General features: G+C 73.6%; 15 protein-coding genes. 4 read left to right on the forward strand and 11 right to left on the reverse strand.

Annotated features, from left to right (window positions below; all coding sequences use genetic code 11):
• Nucleotides 1-113: 113 nt before the first annotated feature.
• From M8316_RS04670 to lepA, 6 genes are all read right to left on the reverse strand, one after another.
• Complete coding sequence (locus M8316_RS04670) at nucleotides 114-1,199, reverse strand: intradiol ring-cleavage dioxygenase (RefSeq protein ID WP_250052460.1); 1,086 nt, start codon at nucleotides 1,197-1,199, stop codon at nucleotides 114-116.
• A gap of 133 nt (nucleotides 1,200-1,332) precedes the next feature.
• Nucleotides 1,333-3,162, reverse strand: coding sequence for an AMP-dependent synthetase/ligase (locus M8316_RS04675; protein WP_250052462.1), 1,830 nt, complete (start codon nucleotides 3,160-3,162; stop codon nucleotides 1,333-1,335).
• A gap of 70 nt (nucleotides 3,163-3,232) precedes the next feature.
• A complete protein-coding gene (locus M8316_RS04680; protein WP_250052464.1) occupies nucleotides 3,233-3,916 on the reverse strand; it encodes an MOSC domain-containing protein in 684 nt (227 codons plus the stop codon).
• A 232-nt stretch (nucleotides 3,917-4,148) separates the two neighbouring features.
• Entirely contained in the window at nucleotides 4,149-5,348 is a 1,200-nt protein-coding gene (locus tag M8316_RS04685; protein ID WP_250052466.1) for an NAD(P)/FAD-dependent oxidoreductase, read from the reverse strand.
• Between the two features lie 111 nt (nucleotides 5,349-5,459).
• On the reverse strand, nucleotides 5,460-6,389 hold the full coding sequence (locus tag M8316_RS04690) for an aminoglycoside phosphotransferase family protein (RefSeq protein WP_250052470.1): 930 nt from the start codon (nucleotides 6,387-6,389) through the stop codon (nucleotides 5,460-5,462).
• Nucleotides 6,390-6,396: 7 nt separating this feature from the next.
• On the reverse strand, nucleotides 6,397-8,286 hold the full coding sequence (lepA, locus tag M8316_RS04695) for a translation elongation factor 4 (RefSeq protein ID WP_250052472.1): 1,890 nt from the start codon (nucleotides 8,284-8,286) through the stop codon (nucleotides 6,397-6,399).
• Nucleotides 8,287-8,418: 132 nt separating this feature from the next.
• Here lepA and M8316_RS04700 point away from each other — a divergent pair, with 132 nt between their 5' ends.
• From M8316_RS04700 to rpsT, 4 genes are all read left to right on the forward strand, one after another.
• Nucleotides 8,419-8,850: a nuclear transport factor 2 family protein gene (locus tag M8316_RS04700; protein ID WP_250052474.1), complete on the forward strand. Its 432-nt coding sequence runs from the start codon at nucleotides 8,419-8,421 to the stop codon at nucleotides 8,848-8,850.
• Nucleotides 8,851-9,017: 167 nt separating this feature from the next.
• Nucleotides 9,018-10,067 carry a phosphotransferase gene (locus M8316_RS04705; protein ID WP_250052475.1) on the forward strand — a complete coding sequence of 350 codons (1,050 nt, stop codon included), beginning with the start codon at nucleotides 9,018-9,020 and terminating at the stop codon, nucleotides 10,065-10,067.
• 38 nt (nucleotides 10,068-10,105) lie between these two features.
• Entirely contained in the window at nucleotides 10,106-11,065 is a 960-nt protein-coding gene (locus tag M8316_RS04710; protein WP_250052476.1) for a phosphotransferase family protein, read from the forward strand.
• Nucleotides 11,066-11,259: 194 nt separating this feature from the next.
• The gene (gene rpsT, locus M8316_RS04715) at nucleotides 11,260-11,517 is read left to right on the forward strand and encodes a 30S ribosomal protein S20 (RefSeq protein ID WP_250052477.1); all 258 of its coding nucleotides are present in this window, start codon (nucleotides 11,260-11,262) and stop codon (nucleotides 11,515-11,517) included.
• A gap of 141 nt (nucleotides 11,518-11,658) precedes the next feature.
• Here the strand turns inward: rpsT and holA are convergent, their stop codons facing one another.
• The 5 genes from holA to leuS all read right to left on the reverse strand — a co-directional run bounded on the left by holA (nucleotide 11,659) and on the right by leuS (nucleotide 20,592).
• Nucleotides 11,659-12,693: a DNA polymerase III subunit delta gene (holA, locus tag M8316_RS04720; protein ID WP_250052478.1), complete on the reverse strand. Its 1,035-nt coding sequence runs from the start codon at nucleotides 12,691-12,693 to the stop codon at nucleotides 11,659-11,661.
• A 75-nt stretch (nucleotides 12,694-12,768) separates the two neighbouring features.
• A complete protein-coding gene (gene ppk2, locus M8316_RS04725) occupies nucleotides 12,769-15,990 on the reverse strand; it encodes a polyphosphate kinase 2 (protein ID WP_250052479.1) in 3,222 nt (1,073 codons plus the stop codon).
• A complete protein-coding gene (locus M8316_RS04730) occupies nucleotides 15,987-16,982 on the reverse strand; it encodes a ComEA family DNA-binding protein (RefSeq protein ID WP_250052480.1) in 996 nt (331 codons plus the stop codon). The genes ppk2 and M8316_RS04730 overlap by 4 nt, the downstream gene beginning before the upstream one ends.
• 239 nt (nucleotides 16,983-17,221) lie before the next feature.
• Nucleotides 17,222-18,094 (reverse strand): DegV family protein, encoded by an 873-nt coding sequence (locus M8316_RS04735; RefSeq protein ID WP_250052482.1) that lies wholly within the window; start codon nucleotides 18,092-18,094, stop codon nucleotides 17,222-17,224.
• An 11-nt stretch (nucleotides 18,095-18,105) separates the two neighbouring features.
• Nucleotides 18,106-20,592 carry a leucine--tRNA ligase gene (gene leuS / locus M8316_RS04740; RefSeq protein ID WP_250052483.1) on the reverse strand — a complete coding sequence of 829 codons (2,487 nt, stop codon included), beginning with the start codon at nucleotides 20,590-20,592 and terminating at the stop codon, nucleotides 18,106-18,108.
• Between the last annotated feature and the right edge of the window lie 330 nt (nucleotides 20,593-20,922).

Below are 20,922 nucleotides of genomic sequence, written 5' to 3' on the forward strand. Positions count from 1 at the left end.
GGGGGGGGGGGGGGCGCCCGGCGGGCGGGCGGGGGCGGCCGGGGCCCGCGGGGGGGGGGGGCGGGCCCCCCCCCCCCCCCCCCCCCCCCCCGCCGGGGGTGCAGCCAATCGGCTCAGATCGGGACGTTGAGCTTGATGGTGTAGCCCTCGTCCACCGAGCCGGTGACGTTCGCCATCTGGAGGCTGTAGCCGTCGGAGAAGACGTTGTCGGAGTCCAGGGAGATGTTGGCCAGGTTGGCGACCGAGTCGTCGTAGCCGTCCACCACGCCGTAGACCTCCTCGCAGATGGCCTGCGGGATGGCGAGCTGCGAGGTGCGCATCTTGTTCGTGTAGGAGGTCGCGGAGTCCTCGTCGGCGTAGATCTCGAAGTGCATGTGCGGCCAGCGGCCGGCGTAGCAGCCCGGGAAGATGCTGGTGAACTCCACGTAGCCGTCGCTGTCGGCGACCTGGACGCCGCGCAGGTAGTTCTCCTCGGTGATGCCCTCGGAGTACATCGAGTAGTTGCCCTGGGCGTCGCAGTGCCACAGGTAGACCGCAGCACCTTCGAGCAGCTCGACGTCGTCACCGGAGAGGTCGTAGATCTTCATCCGCACGGTCACCGGCACGCCCTCGGCGGTGGCGCTCGCGTCGCCGAAGGACGAGGTGATGTCGCTGCGCACGATGCCGGACTCGCTCAGCACGTTGGCGCCGTTGGAGCCGTCGCCCGGGTACGGACCGGCGGTCTCCTCGGGGATCTCCCCGTCGGCGACCTCGACGGAGGAGTCACCCTGGGCGGCGTCACCGCCGCCGTCGCCGCCGGGGCCACCGCCGCCGTCCGGCGGCTCGGGCCGGTCGCTGCTGCTGCTCGAGGCCGAGCCGGAGCTCGACGCCGAGGAGCTGGTGGAGTCGTCGGAGGAGCATGCGGCCAGGAAGCCGGTGGCCCCGAGGGCGCCGACGCCACCGAGCGCGAGCAGGCGCCGGCGTCCGAGCGCCTGCTCCTGCTTGCGGACGATGCGCGGCAGGTCCTCGGAGAGGCCGAGGTCGTGGTCCTCGAGCTCCTCGGGGATGGCGTGGTCGGGCTGGGCGGGGCGCTCGTCGCGGCGCAGCCGGGCCAGCGCCCGGTTGCGGGGGCGGCGGCCCGGGCCGGTGCTGCCCGGGGTGGTGCTGCCCGGGGTGGTGCTGCCCGAGGTGGTCTCGTCGCGGTCCTGGGAGTCGCTCATGGGAGGAGCATCCGGGTCACGTCTGTGGGATTCCTGTGCGCGCACCCTGGGATCGATCTGGACCCGCGGACGCAGCGATCGCCGGGCCCGTGCGGACCCGGCGATCGCAGACGTGGCGCGAGTGCTGGGCGACTCAGCCGTAGAAGGCGTCGATCCGGTCGTGGTTGTTCTCCTCGACCACGGAGCGCTTCACCTTCATCGACGGGGTCAGCTCACCGGTCTCCACCGACAGGTCGGCGGGGAGGATGTCCCACTTCTTGATCGTCTCCCAGCGGTTGAGCCGGGTGTTCATCTCCTCGACGTAGCCCTGGACCATGTCGTGCACCGCGGAGGAGGTAACGACCTCGGCGTAGGGCTTGCCGGCCATGCCGTTCTCCTCGGCCCACGCCGTCATCGCGTCCGGGTCCAGGGTGATGAGGGCGACGCAGTAGTTGCGCTCGTTGCCGAAGACCAGGAACTGGCTGGCGTAGGGGCAGACCGCCTTGAACTTCGACTCGATGGCGGCGGGGGCGATGTACTTGCCGCCGGAGGTCTTGAAGAGCTCCTTGATGCGGCCGGTGATCGTCAGGTAGCCGTCGGCGTCCAGGCTGCCCTTGTCGCCGGTGCGCAGCCAGCCGTCCTCGGTGAAGACGGCGGCGCTCTCCTCGGGCAGGTTGTGGTAACCGGCCATCACGTGCGGGCCCTTGAGCTGGACCTCGTCACCCTCGCCGATGCGGATCTGTGATCCCGGCATCGCCGGGCCGACGGTGCCCATCTTGTACTTCTCGGGGTGGTTCACCGCGGCGCCGGCGGCGTTCTCGGTCATGCCGTAGCCCTCGAGGATGAGGATGCCCGCGGCGTGGAACCAGGAGCCGATCTCGGCGTTCAGCGCCGCGGAGCCGGAGATGAAGAAGCGGACTCGTCCGCCGAACCGCTCGCGGACCTTGCTGAAGACCAGCTTGTCGAACAGGGCGTGCTGGATCTTCAGCGGCAGCGGCACCGGCTTGCCGGCCAGCGTCAGCCGGTCGACCTCGAGGCCGACCTTGAAGGCCTGGTCGAAGAGCACCTTCTTGACCCCGCCCTCGGCCTCCTGCATGCGCTGGATGCGGCCGTAGGCCTTCTCGAAGATCCGGGGGGCCGCACCCATGAACGTGGGGCGGACGACGGCGAGGTTGTCGATGATCCGCTCGACCCGGCCGTCGACGGCCGTGGCGAAGCCGATGGCGAGCTGGGTGGAGAGGAGCACCTTGCCGAAGGAGTGGGCCATCGGCAGCCAGAGGAACTGGAGGTCGTCGACCGAGAGGATGTCCTGCGCCTTGATCGACTCGCCCTCGAAGACCCAGGCGCGGTGCAGCAGCCGCACGCCCTTGGGGCGGCCGGTCGTGCCGGAGGTGTAGATCAGGGTGGCGAGCTGGTCCTGGGTGATCTGCTTCGCGGTCTGCTCCAGCACGTCGGGGCTGTCCGCCAGGTAGGCGGTGCCGCGCGCGGCCAGGTCGTCGAGGGTCAGCACCCACTCGCCGTCCTCCGGCGCGCCGCTGCCGTCGATCATCACCACGGCGCGCAGCTCGGGCAGCTCGGCCCGGTGCTCGCGCAGCTTCGCCAGCTGCTCGGCGTCCTCGGCGAAGACCACCTTGCAGCCGGAGTCGCCCACGATGAAGGCGGTGTCCTCGCTGTTGGTCGAGGGGTAGACGGTGGTCGTCGCGCCGCCGGAGCACATGATCGCGAGGTCGGCGAGGATCCACTCGTACCGGGTCGAGCAGGCGATGCCGACCCGCTCGGTCTGCTCCACGCCCAGCGCGAGCAGGCCCGCGGCCAGCGCCCCGACGCGCTCGCCGGCCTGCTTCCAGGTCACGGACTCCCAGGCCTCGCCCACCGGGAACCGGTAGGCCTCCTTGTCGGGGCTCGCAGCGACACGGTCCCAGAACTGCACGGCGACGTTCGCGGGCAGGTGGTCGACGAAGCCGGTGTCGGGGTTGATCGGCATGGCGGGAGCTCCTCGTGGGCTCGGGGGCCGGGCGACGGTGCGCGGCCGGGTTCACGTGGTGCAGATCACCTTACCTACTCCCGGGTAGGTCTGGCTGCCCTGATCGCACCATCCGGTCACGCAGGTCGGGGTGCAGGTCGGGGACGGACGCCAGGTCCGGCAGCAGGTCCGGTCGCGTGGTGAGCGCGGCGAAGGCGTGCGCGAGGGTCACGCCGTGGCCCGGACGGTGCAGCACCCGCACCTCGTCACCGGTCTGGACCTGGCCCTCCCCCAGCACGCGCAGGTAGGCACCCGGGCGGCCGTGCTCGGTGTAGCGCCGCACCCAGCCGCGGGCGTCGAGGCCGCAGTGGCCGACCCACCCCGCGAAGACGTTGCAGGGCACCCGAGGCAGCCGCACCTCCAGCACAGCCTCGCCGACGGCCCAGCGCTCCCCCAGCTCGGCGTCGTCGACCGCGAGGCCGCCGACGGTGAGGTTCTCCCCCAGCTGGCCGTCCGGCAGCTCCGCCTCGAGCACGCCCGACCAGTGGTCCAGCTCGGCGCGCGAGACGGCGTAGACGGCCTTGTCCGGCCCGCCGTGGTGCTTGGTGTTCACCACCTCGTCGCCCACGAGACCGAGCCTGCCGACCAGGACGGGGGCGCTCGTCGGGGTCTTGTCGATGGCGGTGCGGCCCAGCGAGCCGGCCCAGGCCGCGGCCCGGGCGCGCCCGACGTTGACGGACAGCAGCCGCCCGACCGGCGGTTCGGCGTGGGTCATGCCCGCAGGCTAGCCGGACGCAGCGCGCCCCCGGCGTCCTGCGTGAGGACGTGCCGGGGGCGCGGGCTCCCTCCCTGTCCGCTCGAGCGAGACGTCGCAACGGCGGTGGGTCGGCCGCGGGCGGCCGGCCGGTCGGCCTCCTGCCGGGAGAGGGGGCAGGAGGCCGAGCCTCGGGGTCCGGCAGCGGACCCCGGGGCCGGGTCTGGTCAGGTCGTGCCGGGTGGGGGTCGGGTCAGGGCAGCATCACGTGCCCGTTGCGCATCTTCCAGAGGAAGTACTTCTCGAAACCCAGCTTCATCAGGTGGGCCTGCGGGCCCGGGATGAGCACCCCGTGCTTGCGCGGGGGCAGCATCTTGTCGGCCAGGATGATGACGCCGTTGTTGCCGGCGTCCATGACGCAGACGGCCTTGATGTCGCCGAACGCCTTCTCGTGCGTGGGGACCTCGCCGAGCACCTGCGCCGCGATGTTCTTCGCGGCCGTGTGCGCCATGGCCTCCGTCGGGAAGCCCGTCTTGGGGATGCCGACCGGGGTCGGGGTGGTCCACGGGGCGTCGACCGCGGCCGCGATGCCGACGGCGTAGACGTCGTCGTACTTCTCGGTCTGGTAGGTGTCGCGGACCTTGACGTACCCCTTCTCGTCGGTCAGGCCGGTGCCGAGCAGGAAGTCCTGCCCCAGGAACGGCGGGATGATCATCGAGTACCTCGAGCGCAGCGTCTCGCCGCTGCCGAGGACGACGGCGTCGGACTCGACGTGGTCGATGCCGGTGTTGATGTTCGCCTCGATGCCCTCCTTCTTCAGGAACATGCCCAGCAGGTCCTCGCCGTGCGGCAGGCCGCCGATGCCGAAGTGGCCGAGGAACGGCTCGCTGGTGACGTAGGAGAGCTTGACCTGCTTCTTCAGGCCCGCCTTCTTGAGCTGGTGGCTCATGTTGAAGAGGAACTCGTAGGCGGCGCCGAAGCAGCCCGCCCCCTGCGTGGCGCCGACGACGACGTCGCCCGGGTCGTCGAGGAACCGCGTCCAGGCCTCCCCGGCGCGCTCGGCCTCCGGCAGCGTGGTGATGTTCAGGGCGTTCTCGGCGAACCCCGGGACCACGTCGTCCTTGTTGCGGTAGCCGGTCGCGATGACCAGGTAGTCGTACTCGAGCTCGCGGCCGTCGGCCAGCGTCACCGTCTTGGCCTCGGCGTCCACTCCCGTCGCCGCGACGTGCTCGAAGTCGATCCCGTGCTCCTCCAGCGTGGGGGCGATCGGGAACGTGAGGTCCTCGCGGTCCCGCTTGCCGAACGGCAGCCAGATCAGGCTGGGGTTGAAGAGGAAGTGGTCGTCCTTGCTGACCACGACGACGTCCACGTCGCCGTGCAGCTCGTGCTTGACCGCCAGCGCGGCCGTGAGTCCTCCGAAGTTGCCTCCCAGGACGATGACTCGAGTGCGCATCTTCCGCCTCCTCGCGGTAGTTCCCTGCACTCCTCACGGTCCTCCCCAGTGGGGGATGGACGTAGGGAGGAAGGTCCCGCCGACCAGGGTCCAGGGGAGGGTCCTGGGGCCCTACGGGTCCAACGACTTGGCGACCGTCAGCATCTGCGTCACGTACCGCCGCACGCCGGCGTCGTCTCGCGCACCCGCCGGGGTGGCGGCGGCGTCCTCGAGCGCCCAGAAGGCGTTGAGGACGAGGCGCACGACCGCCCAGCCGCGAGCCCGGTCCTCGTCGAGGCCGGCGGCGTCGACGACCGTCTCGAAGCGGGCCCGCAGCGCCCGGGGCCGGTCGCCCGCGGTCTCCTCGAACCGGTTCCACAGCAGCGGCGCGACCTCCCAGGCCGGCTCGCCGCTCATGGCGTGCGGGTCGATGGCCACCGCCTCGCCCGTCACGTCGTGCAGCACGTTGCCGTAGTGCAGGTCCCCGTGCACCAGCGTGCCGACCGCCCGCTCGTCCGCCCCGAGGTCGCGCACCAGGGCCAGCGCCTGCTCCACCATCCGGCGGGGCAGCGGGGCGTTGCGCGGGAGCGCGCGCAGCCGCTCGACGTAGCGGCCCACGTAGGCGGGCACCGTCATCAGCTGCGGCGGGGCCGGCACGTGCAGCTGCCGGTAGAGGTCGGCGACCGTCTCGCAGGCCGCGACGTCCCACTCCTCGTGCAGGTCGCGGCGCTCGAGCCGCTCCAGCAGCACCGCGCGGCGACGGGGGTCGGCCGTGACGAGCTGCGCGGCGCCGCGGCCGGCCCAGGTGCGCAGGGCCAGCGCCTCGTGCTCGGTCTCGACGTCGGGGAAGGCGACCTTCAGCACCCGCTCGCGACCCTCGCGGTCGCGCACGGGCAGCACGACGGAGGCGTGGCCGTGCCAGACCTCGTCGTCGGTCCTCGTCAGGGACCACTCCTCGAGCAGGTCCCGCAGGGTGGCGGGGACGCGCTCGACCCACGCTGCCCAGTCGGGTCCGCGTCCGGCCATGGCCTCGACCTCGGGCGGCAGGCGGAGCGCGCTCACGGGCGGGTCACTTGCCCTTGCCGCCCTCCCCGGCGGTCGGGCTGCCCGTGGAGAGCGCGGCCACGAAGGCCTCCTGGGGGACCTCGACGCGGCCGACCATCTTCATCCGCTTCTTGCCCTCCTTCTGCTTCTCCAGCAGCTTGCGCTTGCGGCTGATGTCGCCGCCGTAGCACTTGGCAAGGACGTCCTTGCGGATGGCGCGGATGTTCTCGCGGGCGATGACCCGGGCGCCGATGGCGGCCTGGATCGGCACCTCGTACTGCTGCCGCGGGATGAGGTCCTTGAGCTTGCCGGCCATCATCACGCCGTAGGAGTAGGCGGAGTCGCGGTGCACGATCGAGCTGAACGCGTCGACCGGCTCGCCCTGGAGCAGGATGTCGACCTTCACCAGGTCGGCCGCCTGGTCACCGGTGAAGTCGTAGTCGAGGCTGGCGTAGCCCTTGGTGCGCGACTTCAGCTGGTCGAAGAAGTCGAAGACGATCTCGGCCAGGGGCAGCTTGTAGCGCATCTCCACGCGGTCCGGGGACAGGTAGTCCATGCCCTGCAGGTCGCCGCGCTTGGTCTGGCACAGCTCCATGATCGTGCCGATGTAGTCCGACGGCGCCAGCAGCGTGGCGTCGACGACGGGCTCGCGGACCTCGGCGATCTTGCCCTCGGGGTACTCGCTGGGGTTGGTCACCTGGTGCTCGGTGCCGTCCTCCATCGTGACCTGGTAGCTCACGGACGGGGCGGTGGAGATGAGGTCGAGGTTGAACTCGCGCTCGAGCCGGTCGCGGGTGATCTCCATGTGCAGCAGGCCGAGGAAGCCGCAGCGGAAGCCGAAGCCCAGCGCGCCGGAGGTCTCCGGCTCGTAGGTGAGCGAGGCGTCGTTGAGCTGGAGCTTCTCCAGCGCCTCGCGCAGGTCGCCGAACTGGTCGCCGTCGATCGGGTACAGACCCGCGAAGACCATGGGGTTGGGGTCGGAGTAGCCCCCGAGCATCTCGGTGGCGCCGTGGTGCTGCGTGGTGACGGTGTCACCGACGCGCGACTGGCGGACGTCCTTCACACCGGTGATGAGGTAGCCGACCTCGCCGACGCCGATGTCCTGCGCCGGCAGCTGCTCGGGGCTGATGACACCGATCTCGAGCATCTCGTGCGTGGCGTTGGTGCTCATCATCTTGATCCGGTCGCGGTGGCGCAGCTCGCCGTCGACGACGCGGACGTAGGTGATGACGCCGCGGTAGGTGTCGTAGACGGAGTCGAAGATCAGTGCGCGGGCCGGGGCGTCGGGGTCGCCGACGGGGGCCGGGGTCTGCTTGACGACCTCGTTGAGCACCTTCTCCACGCCGACGCCGGTCTTGGCGGAGACCCGCAGGACGTCCTCGGGCTCGCAGCCGACCAGGCCGGCGAGCTCCTCGGCGTACTTGTCGGGGTCCGCGGAGGGCAGGTCGATCTTGTTGAGCACCGGGATGATGTGCAGGTCCGCGCTCATCGCCAGGTAGAGGTTGGCCAGCGTCTGGGCCTCGATGCCCTGGGCGGCGTCCACGAGCAGGATCGCGGCCTCGCACGCGGCCAGCGAGCGGCTCACCTCGTAGGTGAAGTCGACGTGACCGGGGGTGTCGATCATGTTGAGGACGTAGGTGCCGGCCTCGGCACCCTCCTCGTTGCCCTCCTCGACCGCCCACGGCATGCGCACGGCCTGGGACTTGATCGTGATGCCGCGCTCGCGCTCGATGTCCATCCGGTCGAGGTACTGCGCCCGGGCCGCGCGCTCGTCGACGACGCCGGTGAGCTGGAGCATCCGGTCGGCCAGGGTCGACTTGCCGTGGTCGATGTGGGCGATGATGCAGAAGTTCCGGATGATCGCCGGGTCGGTCTGACCGGGCTTCGGCCAGGCGGACGAGGGAACAGCAGGCACGGGGTCCTCGGTGTCTCGGGGTGGGAGCGGGTCACGGCGCGGTCGGCGCGCTCCGGCGGCGGACGCGCCGTGCCGGAGGTGTCCGGCCAGTGTCCCACGTCGCTGTCGGAGGTCCTACCTACCGTCGCCGCCATGACCTCGCACCCGCCCCGCTCCCCCGCCGCTGCGCCGTCGGCCGCCTCGGTGGTCCGTTCGCTGTGGGCGGCCTGCGACGCCCGTGACTGGGCCGGGTTCGCCGCCCTGCTGCACCCCGACGTCGTGATGGAGGTGCCGCAGACCCGGGAGCGGGTCCGCGGCCGGGAGGCCTTCACCCGGTTCAACGCCGAGTACCCCGGCCCGTGGACCCTGCGGGTCACCCGCCTCGTCACGGACGAGGAGAGCGGCACGGTGGCGACGTGGATCGCGTTCGACCCCGGCGAGGGCAGCGGGCAGGCGGACGACGGGGTGCAGACCGGCATCGCGGCGTTCACCGTGCGCGACGGGCTGGTGACCGCCATGGAGGACTGGTGGCCCGAGCCCTACGCCCCGCCGCCCGGGCGCTCCCACCTCGTGGAGCGGTACTGATGCCGCGTGCGGCACGCGCTCGGCACTGCAGCCTCGCCAGCACTCGGACCCGCGCTGCGGGACCTGGTGCGGGCGCCGGCCCGGTGACCTCCGGTGTGGCGAGCCCCGCGCGACACACCGGGCCGTGGCAACCACGCCCGCGGCACGCCCGGGGCCAGACTGGCCGGGTGCTCCCACGTTCCCCTCTCCTCGACTCGCCCTCCGGCGACCCGCTCGAGCCCGAGGAGGCGTTCGACCCGTTCGACCCGTGGAGCGTCGAGGGCGTGCCCCACGGCCGCACCGTGCGCCGGGTCGAGTGGGGGTTCCTCCCCCGCCCGGTACGCACGGCCGTCGAGACCCGCCTGGGCTCGCCCGTCATCGAGGCGCACTCCGCCTCCGCAGGGTGGACCGCCGGGCTCGCCTCGTCCCTGGTCTGCGCGGACGGCAGCACCCACTTCGTCAAGGCCGCCTCGCTGCGCGCCCAGCCCGCCTTCGCCGCCGCCCACCGTGCCGAGGCCTCGGTGCTGGGGGTGCTGACCGGCCACGCCGGCGTCCCGGCGCCCGCGCTGCGGTGGAGCACGGAGGTCGACGAGTGGGTCCTGCTGGGCCTGGAGGACGTCGAGGGCCGGTTGCCCTCGCGGCCGTGGACCCGCCCGGACCTCACCGCGGTGCTGGACTCGCTGGCAGCCTCGGCCGAGGTGCTGCCGGCCGCTGCCGGCGCCCTCGAGCGGGCGGGCGTGCTGACCGACCTCGCCGACGACCTCTCGGACTGGCCGCTGCTGGTGCCGCTGCTCTCCGGCCTGCGCGAGGACCTGGCCCCGGAGCGGGTGTGGGACCGGGTGGCCGACGCCGCCGCCGTCCTGGCCTCCGCGGTGACCGGCGACGCGCTGGTCCACGGTGACCTGCGCGACGACAACCTGCTGCTGGCCGACGACGGGCGCGTGATGTGGTGCGACTGGCCGTGGGCCGCGCGCGGCGCGGCCTGGGCCGACCTGGTCTGGCTGCTCACCTCGGCCGCCACCGACCCCGGCCTGGACCCCGAGCCGCTGCTGCGAGCGCACCCGCTCGCCGCCGGCGTCGAGGACGAGGCGGTCGACGCGCTCCTGGCGGGCACCGCCGGGTACCTGCTCACCACGGCCGAGCGGAAGCCGCCGGCGACGAGCCCCTTCCTGCGGCGCCACCAGCGGCAGCAGGGCGAGGCCGCCCTGGCCTGGCTCCGCGCCCGCCGCGACTGGTGAGCCGCGCCGCCCGGGGCTCTCGCCTGGGCTGGGCATCGGTGCCCACGCGGGTGCGGGCACGGGTCGAGGAGGTGCTGGGCTCGCCGGTGGTCGCCGCCGTCGACCAGACGGGCGGGATGTCGCCGGGGCCCGCGGTGCGCCTGCGCGGTGCCGACGGGTCGAGGCTGTTCGTCAAGGCCTGCCCGGCCTCCCTGAACCCCGTGACCCCGCAGCTGCTGCGACGGGAGGCCGTCGTCCTGGACGCCCTCGGTCGGCACCCTCGCTGGGCCGCGCTGGAGCACTGGTGGGACGAGGCGCTCCAGGCCGATGCTCCCGACGACCCCTGGGTGGTGCTCCTGCTCGAGGACGTCGAGGGCCGCCACCCCGACCTCGGCTCCCCCGCCGACGTCGACGCGGTCGTCTCCGCCGTGGACGCGCTGCCGGCGCTCCTGCACCACCGCCTGCCCTCGCTGGAGGCTCTGCGCACCCGGGCGGCCGGCGTCGGAGCGCCGCTGGGCTCGACGGACGAGACCTTCTCCACCTGGGCGGCCTCGCTACAACGGGCCTCCGAGGTCCTCCCGACCCTGGGCCCGCCATGGCTGGCCGACCTCACGCCCCTGGCAGCGGTGCTGCGCGCCGTGCCGTCGGGTGACCGGTTGGTGCACTGGGACGTGCGCAGCGACAACCTGCTGCTGCGACCGGACGGCTCGGTCGTCCTCGTGGACTGGGGACAGGCCCTCGTCGGCCCGTCCTGGGTCGATGCGTTCCTGGCCCGGGAGGAGCACGCGCACCTGCCCTGGTTCGACGCCGCCGCGCTCGACCACCCCGATCTCGCGGCGCTGGGCGAGGAGACGGTGACGGCACTGCTCGCCGCGTTCGCCACCCACCTGCTGCTGCGGGCCGGCAGCGCGCAGCAGGACCAGGGGATGCCGACGCTCCAGGCGTTCCGCGTCGAGGTCGCCCACCACCTGCTGGTGGGGGTCGCGCGCCGACTCGGACTCCCGGCCCCGACCCGCTAACGTGGACGTCGTTCGCGGGGCTGCTGACGCTCCGCTCGGGATTTGGGCGGCCTTCCCCCACGCTGTTAATCTCGCTTGTCGCTCGTGAGGCACCCTCTGCCCGCAGCGCACCCAGACTCGGGTCCGACTCGATCGGCCCCATCACGTCAGCGACAACAGACCTGCACGACCGACCCAGAGAGCTAGGCACACCAGTGGCGAACATCAAGTCCCAGATCAAGCGGATCAAGCAGAACAACAAGCGTCACGAGCGCAACAAGGCCGTCAAGAGCGAGCTCAAGACCGCCATCCGCCGCTTCAACGAGGCCTTCGAGGCCGGTGACGCGACCGCCGTCGAGAAGGCCCGCTTCGCCACCAAGAAGCTGGACAAGGCCGTCTCCAAGGGCGTCATCCACAAGAACCAGGCCGCGAACCGGAAGTCCTCCATCGCGAAGAAGGCTGCTTCTCTCTGAGCCCCGCTCGTCGTCGCTGACACGACCCGCCTCGACTCGCCCCGCGCGAGCACGAGGCGGGTCGTCGGCGTTCCGGAGCACCCGGGCGCCGGCCCCCACCGCTCCCCGCAGGCGTGAGCCGGCGGGTCAGGAGCCGGCGGGTCAGGAGCGGGAGGCGCTGCGCAGCTCGGTGATCGTGAGCACGAGGCGCTCGAGGGTGTAGGCCGCGTCGCTGGCAGCACCCTTGATGTCGGCGTCGGCCTGGGCCACGGCGCGGACGGCGGCCGCCAGCTGGTCCTCGGACCAGGCCCGCGACTGCTCGCGGATCGAGCGCACCTTCCAGGGCGGGACACCCAGGTCGCGGGCGACGTCGTTGTCCCGGCCCCCGGGGCGCAGGCCCTTGGCGCGGGCCAGGCCGCGCGCGGACCCGGCGAACGCCGAGGTCACCAGGACGCCCGCGACACCGCGCTCGATCGCCCAGCGCAGCTCCTCCAGCGCGGCCAGCCGCTTGCCGGCGAAGGCGGCGTCCGCCACTGCGAACGAGGTCGCCTCGGCACGGCCGCCGAAGTACTGGCCGACCCGCTCGGCGCTCACGGACTCCCCGGGGAAGTCGTGCACGAGCTGGTCGACGGCGCTGGAGACCGCGCGCAGGTCGGTGCCGACGGCCTGGACGAGCGCCTGGGCCGCGTCCGGGTCCATCCGCGTGCCGAGGCGCCGGGCCTCGGCCTGGACGAACGACGGGTACTCCGAGGCCCGTAGCTCCTCGGACTTCACCTCGGTGACGGCCGGCAGCTTGCGCAGCCGGGTCAGCAGGCCGGAGCCCTTCTGGCCGCCGGTGTGCACGAGGACGAGCGCCACGTCCTCGACCGGCTCCTTGGCGTAGTCGACGATGCCGTCGTAGGACTCGTCCGGCAGGTTCTCCAGGGCGCGCACGACGATGCAGCGGGTGGTCGAGAACAGCGAGGGCGCGGCCAGCTCGCCGAGGGTGGCCAGCGTCAGGTCCAGCGCGTTGGCCTCGGAGACCTCGGCCTCCCCGTCGTGCTGGCGCACGGCCGCCCGCACGGCAGCCACCGTGCGCTCGCCCAGGAACTCCTCCTTGCCGGTGACCAGCGTGACGTGACCGAGGACGTCCCCGGGAGCGGGCGCGGCCGGCCGTGCGGCGGGGCGGGTGGAGGAGCGGGATGCGGAACGAGCCATGGTCCGCACAGCGTCCCACACGGCGGCGACAGGCCCGGCGTCCGCTCCGCCCCGCCCCGTCCCGCCCCGTCCGACTCAGTCGGAGGTCAGCGAGGCGACGTGGTCGGGCACGTAGGTCGTGAGCTCGCGCGGCGGTCGCCGGTAGCCCGAGGATGCAGGCCGCTCGGGGACCGTGATGTCGGGGTGCTCGATCTCGGTGTAGGGGATCGTGGAGAGCAGGTGCGCCATCATGTTCAGCCGCGCCTCCTTCTTCACGTCGCCCTCGACGACGTACCAGGGGGCCTCGGGAATGTCGGTGTGCACCATCATGTCGTCCTTGGCGCGGGAGTAGTCCTCCCAGTGCGTGATGGACTGCAGGTCGGTCGTGGAGAGCTTCCAGCGCCGCATCGGGTCGTCGATGCGACCGACGAACCGGCGCTGCTGCTCCTCGTCGCTGACCGAGAACCAGTACTTGCGCAGGATGATCCCGTCCTCGACCAGGAGCCGCTCGAAGATCGGGCACTGGTGCAGGAACCGGGAGTGCTCCTCGGGGGTGCAGAAACCCAGGACCCGCTCGACGCCGGCGCGGTTGTACCAGGAGCGGTCGAACAGCACCATCTCGCCCTTGCCGGGCAGGTGCTCGACGTAGCGCTGGAAGTACCACTGCCCCTTCTGCTGCTCGCTGGGCGTGGGCAGGGCGGCGATCCGCACGACGCGGGGGTTCAGGTACTGGGTGATCCGCTTGATCGCCCCGCCCTTGCCGGCGGCGTCGCGGCCCTCGAAGACGACCACGACGCGGGCGCCGGTGGCGCGCACCCACTCCTGCACCTTCACCATCTCGGCCTGGAGCCGGAACAGCTCGGCCTCGTAGGTGGCCTTGTCCAACCGCTTGCGGGGCTTCGCCATGCGGCGAGCGTAGTGCGGCCGGCGGCGCCTGGCACGGGTCAGCGACGAGCTCGGGTCGAGAGTCCCGACCCGTCGGCCACCACCGCCAGGGCTCCGTCGGTGTCGGTGCGCAGCACCCGGGAGCCGGCACCCTCGAGCGCCTCCACCACGGACGGGGCCGGGTGTCCGTAGTCGTTGCCCTCCCCCCACGCTCACGAGCGCCACCGCGGCGCCCAGCCCCGTGAGCAGGTCGAGGTCCTGGGCGCGGCTGCCGTGGTGCGGCACCTTGAGCACGTCGACCCGCAGACCCGGGTAGGCCCGCGCGAGCGCCTCCTGCCCGGGCGGCTCGAGGTCACCGGTGAGCAGCACCCGGACCCCGGACACCTCGGCGAGCAGCACCACGCTGGCGTCGTTGGCCCCGGTGCCGTCCCCCGGACCGGCCGACGGGGTGTCGAGCAACGGCCAGAGGGTCTGGAGGTCCAGGTCGCCGATGCGCCGCACCGTGCCCGGGGACGCCGTGCTCACCGGCACCCCGGAGGCGCGCGCCGCCTCGTCCACCGCCTCGACGGACGCGGGCGGGTCGAGCAGGAAGGTCACCAGCACCTCGTCCACCGTGCGGTCGGCGAGCACCCCGGGCAGCCCGCCCACGTGGTCGGCGTGGAAGTGGGTGAGCACGACCAGGGGCACGTGCGTGATCCCGAGGTCGCCGAGGCAGGCGGCGACCAGCGCGGGCTCGGGACCCGTGTCCACCACGACCGCCTCCCCGGGCCCGGTCCGCAGGACGAGGGCGTCGCCCTGCCCGACGTCGCAGGCGACGACGAGCCAGCCCTGCGGCGGCCAGCCGGGCGCGGGCAGCGGCACCGCCGTGGCCATCACGAGGACGAGGACCACCGGCACCGCGAGCCGCGGGCGTCGGGCCACCCGCGGACCGAGGACCGCCACCGCCCCCGTGGCCACGGTGAGGAGGGCCACCGCGACCGGGCCCTGCCCCCAGTCCACCGCCGCCACGGGCAGCGCCGCACCCCGCTCGGCGACCTCGACGACCACGGCCGCGCACCACGTGGCGACCGTGCCGAACGGGCGGCCGAGCAGCGGGTGCACCAGCGTGGCGAGGCCGCCCACCAGCCCGAGCACCGTGGCCGGGGCGACCAGCGGACCCGCCAGCAGGTTGGCCCCCACAGCGACCAGGGACACCTGCCCCGAGATCGCCGCGACCACCGGGGTGCACGCCAGCTGCGCCGCCGTGGGGACCGCCACCGCCTCGGCCGCGCCGGCCGGCAGCCAGCGCCTCAGCGCGTCGCGCCACGGCGGTGCGAGCCACACGATGCCGGCGGTGGCCAGCACGGAGAGGGCGAACCCGGCGCCCGTGGCGAGCGTCGGCTCGAGCAGCAGGAGGACGAGCACCGCGACGCCGAGGGAGCGCCCGGCGCGCCGCCCGCCGTCCGGCCCGAGGGCGACCAGCCCGACCGCCCCCATCGCCGCCGCCCGCAGCACGCTCGGCTCCGTGCGGGCCACCAGCACGAACGCGACGATGCCGAGCGCCCCGACCAGCCACAGCCACCGGCCGCGCACGCCGAGGGCGCGCGCCAGCAGCACGAGCAGGCCCACGACGAGGGTCAGGTTCGTACCGGAGACCGCGAGGAGGTGCGTGAGCCCGGTGGTCGCGAAGTCGTCACGGACCTGCTGCTCCAGCCCCGTGTCGTCCCCGTTGACCAGCGCGGGCACGAGGATGCGCTCGGGCGTCGGTCGGTGGGCCACGGAGTCCCGCAGCGCCTGCCGCACCCGGGCGCTCACCCGCCACCACACGTCCGGCTCGCGCACGGTCTCCCACTCCCCGTAGGCGCTCAGGACGGCCGCCAGGTCCTCGCCCTCGGCCGGCAGGAGGCGGGCACCGGTCACCACCTCGCTGCCGAGCCGCGCCTGGGCCCAGTCCGGGTCCGCGAGCACCAGCACCGGCGCCCGCAGCCGCCACGCCGTGCCGCGGCCCTCGACCTCCAGCACCTGGGCACGCAGCAGCACCCCGTCGGCGTACGGCCCCTCCAGCGGACGTGGGTCGCCGGTGACGCGGAGGAGCACCCGGACGACGGCTCCCTTCTCCGCCAGGTCGGCCACCGGGGACGCGCCCACCTGCTCGCTGCGCACCAGCGCAGCGCCGCCGACGGCGAGCGCCACACCGGCGCAGGCCAGGCCCAGCGCCAGGCCCCGCGCCAGGCCCCGACGCGGCAGCCCGGTGCTCGCCCTCGGGCCCAGCACCCGGGCCACCACCCAGGCCACCGCCCAGGCCACCGGGGAGACCAGCACGACGCCCACCAGCGCCACCCAGGAGCCGGTGGCCGCGAGCAGCCCGCCGACCCACGCAGCCGCGCCCACCAGCGGCATCCGCCAGTCCTGCCCCCGGTGCGCGGTGCCCGGCGCGTCCTCCGAGTCGCTCACACCGTCACGTGCGGCGCGATCTGGGCGAGCGTCGCCTCCCCGATCCCGTCGACCTCGAGCAGCTCGTCGACGGAGGTGAACCCGCCGTGCTCGTCGCGCCACGCCAGGATGGAGGCAGCGGTCACCGGTCCCACCTGGGGCAGCGTCTCCAGCGTGGCCTGGTCGGCGGTGTTGAGGTTCACGAGCCCACCGCCGGACGCACCCGGGTCCCCGGCGCCCGGCGAGGACAGGGCGGACGCTGCTGCCCCGGCCGCGGGCTCCACCCCCACCAGCACCTGCTCGCCGTCCACCAGGACGCGGGCCAGGTTGAGCGAGGTGAGGTCCACGCCCGGCCGGGCCCCGCCCGCCGCCTCGAGCGCGTCGGCCACCCGGGAGCCGGCCGGCAGCACGGCGATGCCGGGGCGGCGCACCCGCCCCGCCACGTCCACCACGACCTCGCCGGCGTCCGCCCCGTCGACGGCCCCCGACGAGTCCCCCGAGGACGGGACGGGCGTCACCAGGGCGTCGGGCTCCCCCGTCTCCTCGACCGCCTCCAGCGCCGAGGCCGAGGAGCCGGAGGCCTCCGAGGAGGTGGGGCTCAGGACGGTCGGCAGCGGGTCGGGGTCGGCCCGGACCACCCACCACGCCGCGACGACCAGGCCGGCCGCCACCAGGCAGGCCAGCACGGCCACCTGGGCCGACCCGAACCGCAGCAGCCCACGGGCCGCACCCAGGGGCGCCTCGACACGCGCGCGGACCTCCTCGCGGGCACCGTCACGCAGCTCGGCCGCCCGCGCGCTCGCGTACCCCGGTCCGGCACGGTGCCGGCCGACCCGGGGCAGCTCCCACCCTGCCGCCGAGGCGGGCGCAGCCTCGGGTGCGGGAGGAGGCGTCGCCGGCTCAGGGGCGGCCGCTGCCGCGGGCTCCGGCGCGCCCTCCACCTCGGCGGCGAGCAGGGCGAGCCGTCGGGCCACGGCCTCGGCGTGCTCCACGGAGGATCGGCGGGTGCGCATGGCCTCGACGCTAGGGAGCGCGGGCGCTGACCAGGAGGGTGCGGGACGGGGCTGGGGACAGCCGCGTCGGACGTGGTGGCTGTGGACGCTGGGTGGCCCGTGGTCTCGACGTGCGCTCCTCGCCGGCGCTCGTCGCTGCTCGACCACCGGGTGACGTGGGCGGTCGTCGTGGACGGTCGGGTGCGGGGGTCTCGTGGCTCAGCCGTGGCCGGCTTCGCACCTCGACCACCGAGGCGTGGTCAGGCGGGGGCGATCCCGACGGCGATCATCCCCGGGCCGGTGTGCGCGCCGAGGGCCGCAGTCACCTCGGACTCCCACCCGCCGGCGAAGGCGTCGCCGAGCTCGGCCGCGAGGCGGGAGGTGAGGCGATCGAGGAGGGCCACGGCCCGGTCCGGCGCGGCGAGGTGCCCGACGACCACGCGGACGGCGGTGTCCGGCCCGCCGAGGGCCAGGGCCGCGTCCACCGTGAGCTCCTCGAGGCGGCCCAGCGCCCGGGAGGCGGTGCGCACCCGCTCGAGGGGCTCCACGACCCCGTCGGTCACGGTCAGCAGCGGCTTCACCGCGAGCGCCCCGCCGAGCAGCGCCGCGGCAGGGTTGATCCGCCCGCCGCGGCGCAGGTGCTCGAGGGTGTCGACGTAGCAGAGGGTGGTGGCCGCCGCCGCGCACGCTCGGGCGGCCTCGGCCACCTCGCCGACGGAGGCGCCACGAGAGGCCGCGTCGGCCGCGGCCAGCGCCGCCAGCCCTGTGGCCGGCCCGACCTGGCGGGAGTCAACGACCTCCACGGGCACGCCGACGCGCCTCGCGGCCAGGCGCGCGGACTCGACGGTGCCCGAGACCTCGCCGGAGAGGTGGACGGCGACGATCGCCTCGGCGCCGTCGGCGACCAGCCGCTCCCACCGGGCGACCAGCGCCTCCGGCGCGGGCCGCGACGTGGAGACCGGCAGCCGCGCACCGAGCGCCTCCACCAGCCGCGCCGGCGTCGCCCCGTCCGGGCCCTCCTCGAGGACCTCCTCGCCGAGCACCACGGTGAGGGGCACGACCGTGAGGCCGTGCTCGGCCGCCAGCCCGCCGGGCAGGCTGGCGGTCGAGTCGGTGACGACGGCGACGCCCACGGCTGACGGCCTCAGACGACGATGTTGACGAGCTTGGGCGCCCGGACGATCACCTTGCGCACGGTGGCGCCGTCGATGGCCCGCTGCACGCCGGGGTCGGCCAGGGCCAGCGCCTCCAGGTCCGCCTCGCTGATGTCGGGGGCCACCTCGAGGCGGCCCTTCACCTTGCCCTTGACCTGGACGACGGCCGTCACCGACTCCTCGACCAGCAGCGCGGGGTCGACGACCGGCCAGGTGGCCTGGGCGACGCACGGCTCGTGGCCGAGCCGCTCCCACATCTCCTCGGCGGTGTACGGGGCCACCAGCGAGAGCAGCATGGCGACGGCCTCGACGGCCTCGCGCACGGCCGGGTCGGCCCCGCCGCAGCCGGAGTCGATGGCCTTGCGGGTGGCGTTGACCAGCTCCATGGTGCGCGCGACGACGACGTTGAAGCGGTAGCTCTCGACGAGCTGCTCGGCCTCGGCCACGGTCTTGTGGGTGAGGCGGCGCAGCGCCACGTCCCCGGTGCTCACGTCGACGCCGGGCGCCGAGGTGACGTCGCCGGACAGCCGCCAGGCGCGCTGCAGGAACTTCTGCGAGCCGGCGGGCGAGACGTCCGCCCAGTCGATGTTGTCCTCCGGCGGGGAGGCGAAGACCAGCGTCAGGCGCACGGCGTCGACGCCGAACTCCTCCAGCTGCTCGGCGACGTTCACGCCGTTGCCCAGCGACTTGCTCATCTTGCGGCCGTTGTTGATGACCTTGCCCTGCGACAGGTACGCGGAGAACGGCTCGTCCCAGGTGATGAGGCCGGCGTCGCGCAGCACCTTGGTGAAGAAGCGCGAGTACAGCAGGTGCAGCACGGCGTGCTCGTCGCCGCCGATGTAGAGGTCGATCGGGCCCCAGGCCTGGGCCAGCGCCTCGTCGAACGGCGCGGAGTCCAGGTTCGGGGAGACGAAGCGCAGGAAGTACCAGGACGAGTCCACGAAGGTGTCCATGGTGTCGGTGTCCCGGCGCGCCGGGCCGCCGCAGGTCGGGCACGTCGTCTCGACCCACTCGGTGGCCCCGCCCAGCGGCGAGGTGCCCTGCGGGCGCAGGTCGGAGCCGGTCAGCTCGGGCAGCTCGACGGGCAGCTGGTCGAGCGGGACGGCGACCTCGCCGTCCTTCTCGCAGTGCACGATCGGGATCGGCGCGCCCCAGTAGCGCTGGCGGGAGAGCAGCCAGTCGCGCAGGCGGAAGTTCACCGTGCCGGTGCCCGTGCCGCGCTCCTCGAGCACCGAGATCATCTGCGAGATCGCGCTCGCCTTGTCGGTGAGCCCGTCCAGCGGGCCGGAGCTCACGTAGGTGCCGTCGCCGGTCGTGGCCACGGAGGAGACGGCCGGGTCCTCGGCGCCCTCGACGTCCACGACCATCCGGACGGGCAGGCCCATGACCGTGGCGAAGTCCAGGTCGCGCTGGTCGTGCGCGGGCACGGCCATGATGGCGCCGGTGCCGTAGTCGGCCAGCACGTAGTCGGCGGCCCAGACCGGCACCTGCTCGCGGCTGACCGGGTTGGTCGCGGTGATGCCCAGGTCGACGCCGGTCTTGGGGCGGTCGGTGGCCAGGCGGTCGATGTCGGAGGCCTTGCGGACCTCCTCCAGGTAGGCGTCCAGGTCGGCGCGCTTGTCGGGCGCGACGATCTCGGCGGCCAGCGCGGCGTCGGCGGCCACGACCATGAAGGTGGCGCCGTAGAGGGTGTCGGGACGCGTGGTGAAGACGGTGACGTCCTTGGTCGACCCGTCGGCCAGGTTCAGCGCGAAGTCGACGTGGGCGCCCTCGGAGCGGCCGATCCAGTTGCGCTGGGCGTTGACGACCTTGCCGATCCAGGTGTCCTGGAGGTCGTCCAGGCAGTCGTACAGCTCCTGGGCGTACTCGGTGGTCTTGAAGTACCACTGGGTCAGCTCGCGCTTGGTCACGATGGCGCCGCAGCGCTCGCAGGTGCCGTCGGCCAGGACCTGCTCGTTGGCCAGCACCGTCTGGTCCTGCGGGCACCAGTTGACCGGCGACTTCTTGCGGTAGGCCAGGCCCCGCTCGTGCATCAGCAGGAACAGCCACTGCGTCCACCGGTAGTACTCCGGGTCGGAGGTGTGCAGCCGGCGCGACCAGTCGAAGCTCACGCCGTAGCGCTTCATCGAGGAGAACTGCGTCTCGATGTTGCCGTAGGTGTAGGTCGCCGGGTGGGTGTCGTTGCGGATGGCCGCGTTCTCGGCGGGCAGGCCGAAGGAGTCCCAGCCCATCGGGTTGAGCACCTCGAACCCGCGGAAGCGCCAGTAGCGCGAGATCACGTCGTGCAGCGCGAACACCTCGGCGTGACCCATGTGCAGGTCACCCGAGGGGTAGGGGAACATCGTGAGCGCGTACTTCGTGGGCTTGCCCGCGAGGGCAGCGGCGTCGTCGGCCCGGAACGGGTCGATCCGGTCCCAGACCGGCAGCCACTTCTCCTCCACGGCGCGCACGTCGTAGGTGTTGGTCTCCTCGCTCATGACCTCTGGTGTTCCTCGTCCTCGCTGTTCGGGTGGACCGCCGCCGTCCCCCTCGTGAGGGGCCGGGGCGTGGGCACAAAAAAACCCCTCGCGCAGGAGGGGTGGCCGCGTCGGGCTGGGCGCCCGTCACGGCTAGGGAAGAAGCAGGGTGTGTGCCACGTGGGCATCCTAACCCCTGCCGACCTGACCAGGCATCCCGGACGCCGGCGGGGGGGGGGGGGGGGGGGGGGGGGGGGGGGGGGGGGGGGGGGGGGGGGGGGGGGGGGGGGGGGGGGGGGGGGGGGGGCGGCGCCCCCCCCCCCCCCCCCCCCGCGGGGGGGCCCCCCGCCG

The organism is Nocardioides bruguierae (genome assembly GCF_023554635.1).
Lineage (GTDB): Bacteria > Actinomycetota > Actinomycetes > Propionibacteriales > Nocardioidaceae > Nocardioides > Nocardioides bruguierae.

Bases quoted from the DNA above. Each gene is read 5' to 3' on its own strand.
- M8316_RS04670 (WP_250052460.1), bottom strand. From the start codon at position 1,199: ATGAGCGACTCCCAGGACCGCGACGAGACCACCTCGGGCAGCACCACC.
- M8316_RS04675 (WP_250052462.1), bottom strand. From the start codon at position 3,162: ATGCCGATCAACCCCGACACCGGCTTCGTCGACCACCTGCCCGCGAAC.
- M8316_RS04680 (WP_250052464.1), bottom strand. From the start codon at position 3,916: ATGACCCACGCCGAACCGCCGGTCGGGCGGCTGCTGTCCGTCAACGTC.
- M8316_RS04685 (WP_250052466.1), bottom strand. From the start codon at position 5,348: ATGCGCACTCGAGTCATCGTCCTGGGAGGCAACTTCGGAGGACTCACG.
- M8316_RS04700 (WP_250052474.1), top strand. From the start codon at position 8,419: ATGACCTCGCACCCGCCCCGCTCCCCCGCCGCTGCGCCGTCGGCCGCC.
- holA (WP_250052478.1), bottom strand. From the start codon at position 12,693: ATGGCTCGTTCCGCATCCCGCTCCTCCACCCGCCCCGCCGCACGGCCG.
- M8316_RS04730 (WP_250052480.1), bottom strand. From the start codon at position 16,982: ATGCGCACCCGCCGATCCTCCGTGGAGCACGCCGAGGCCGTGGCCCGA.
- leuS (WP_250052483.1), bottom strand. From the start codon at position 20,592: ATGAGCGAGGAGACCAACACCTACGACGTGCGCGCCGTGGAGGAGAAG.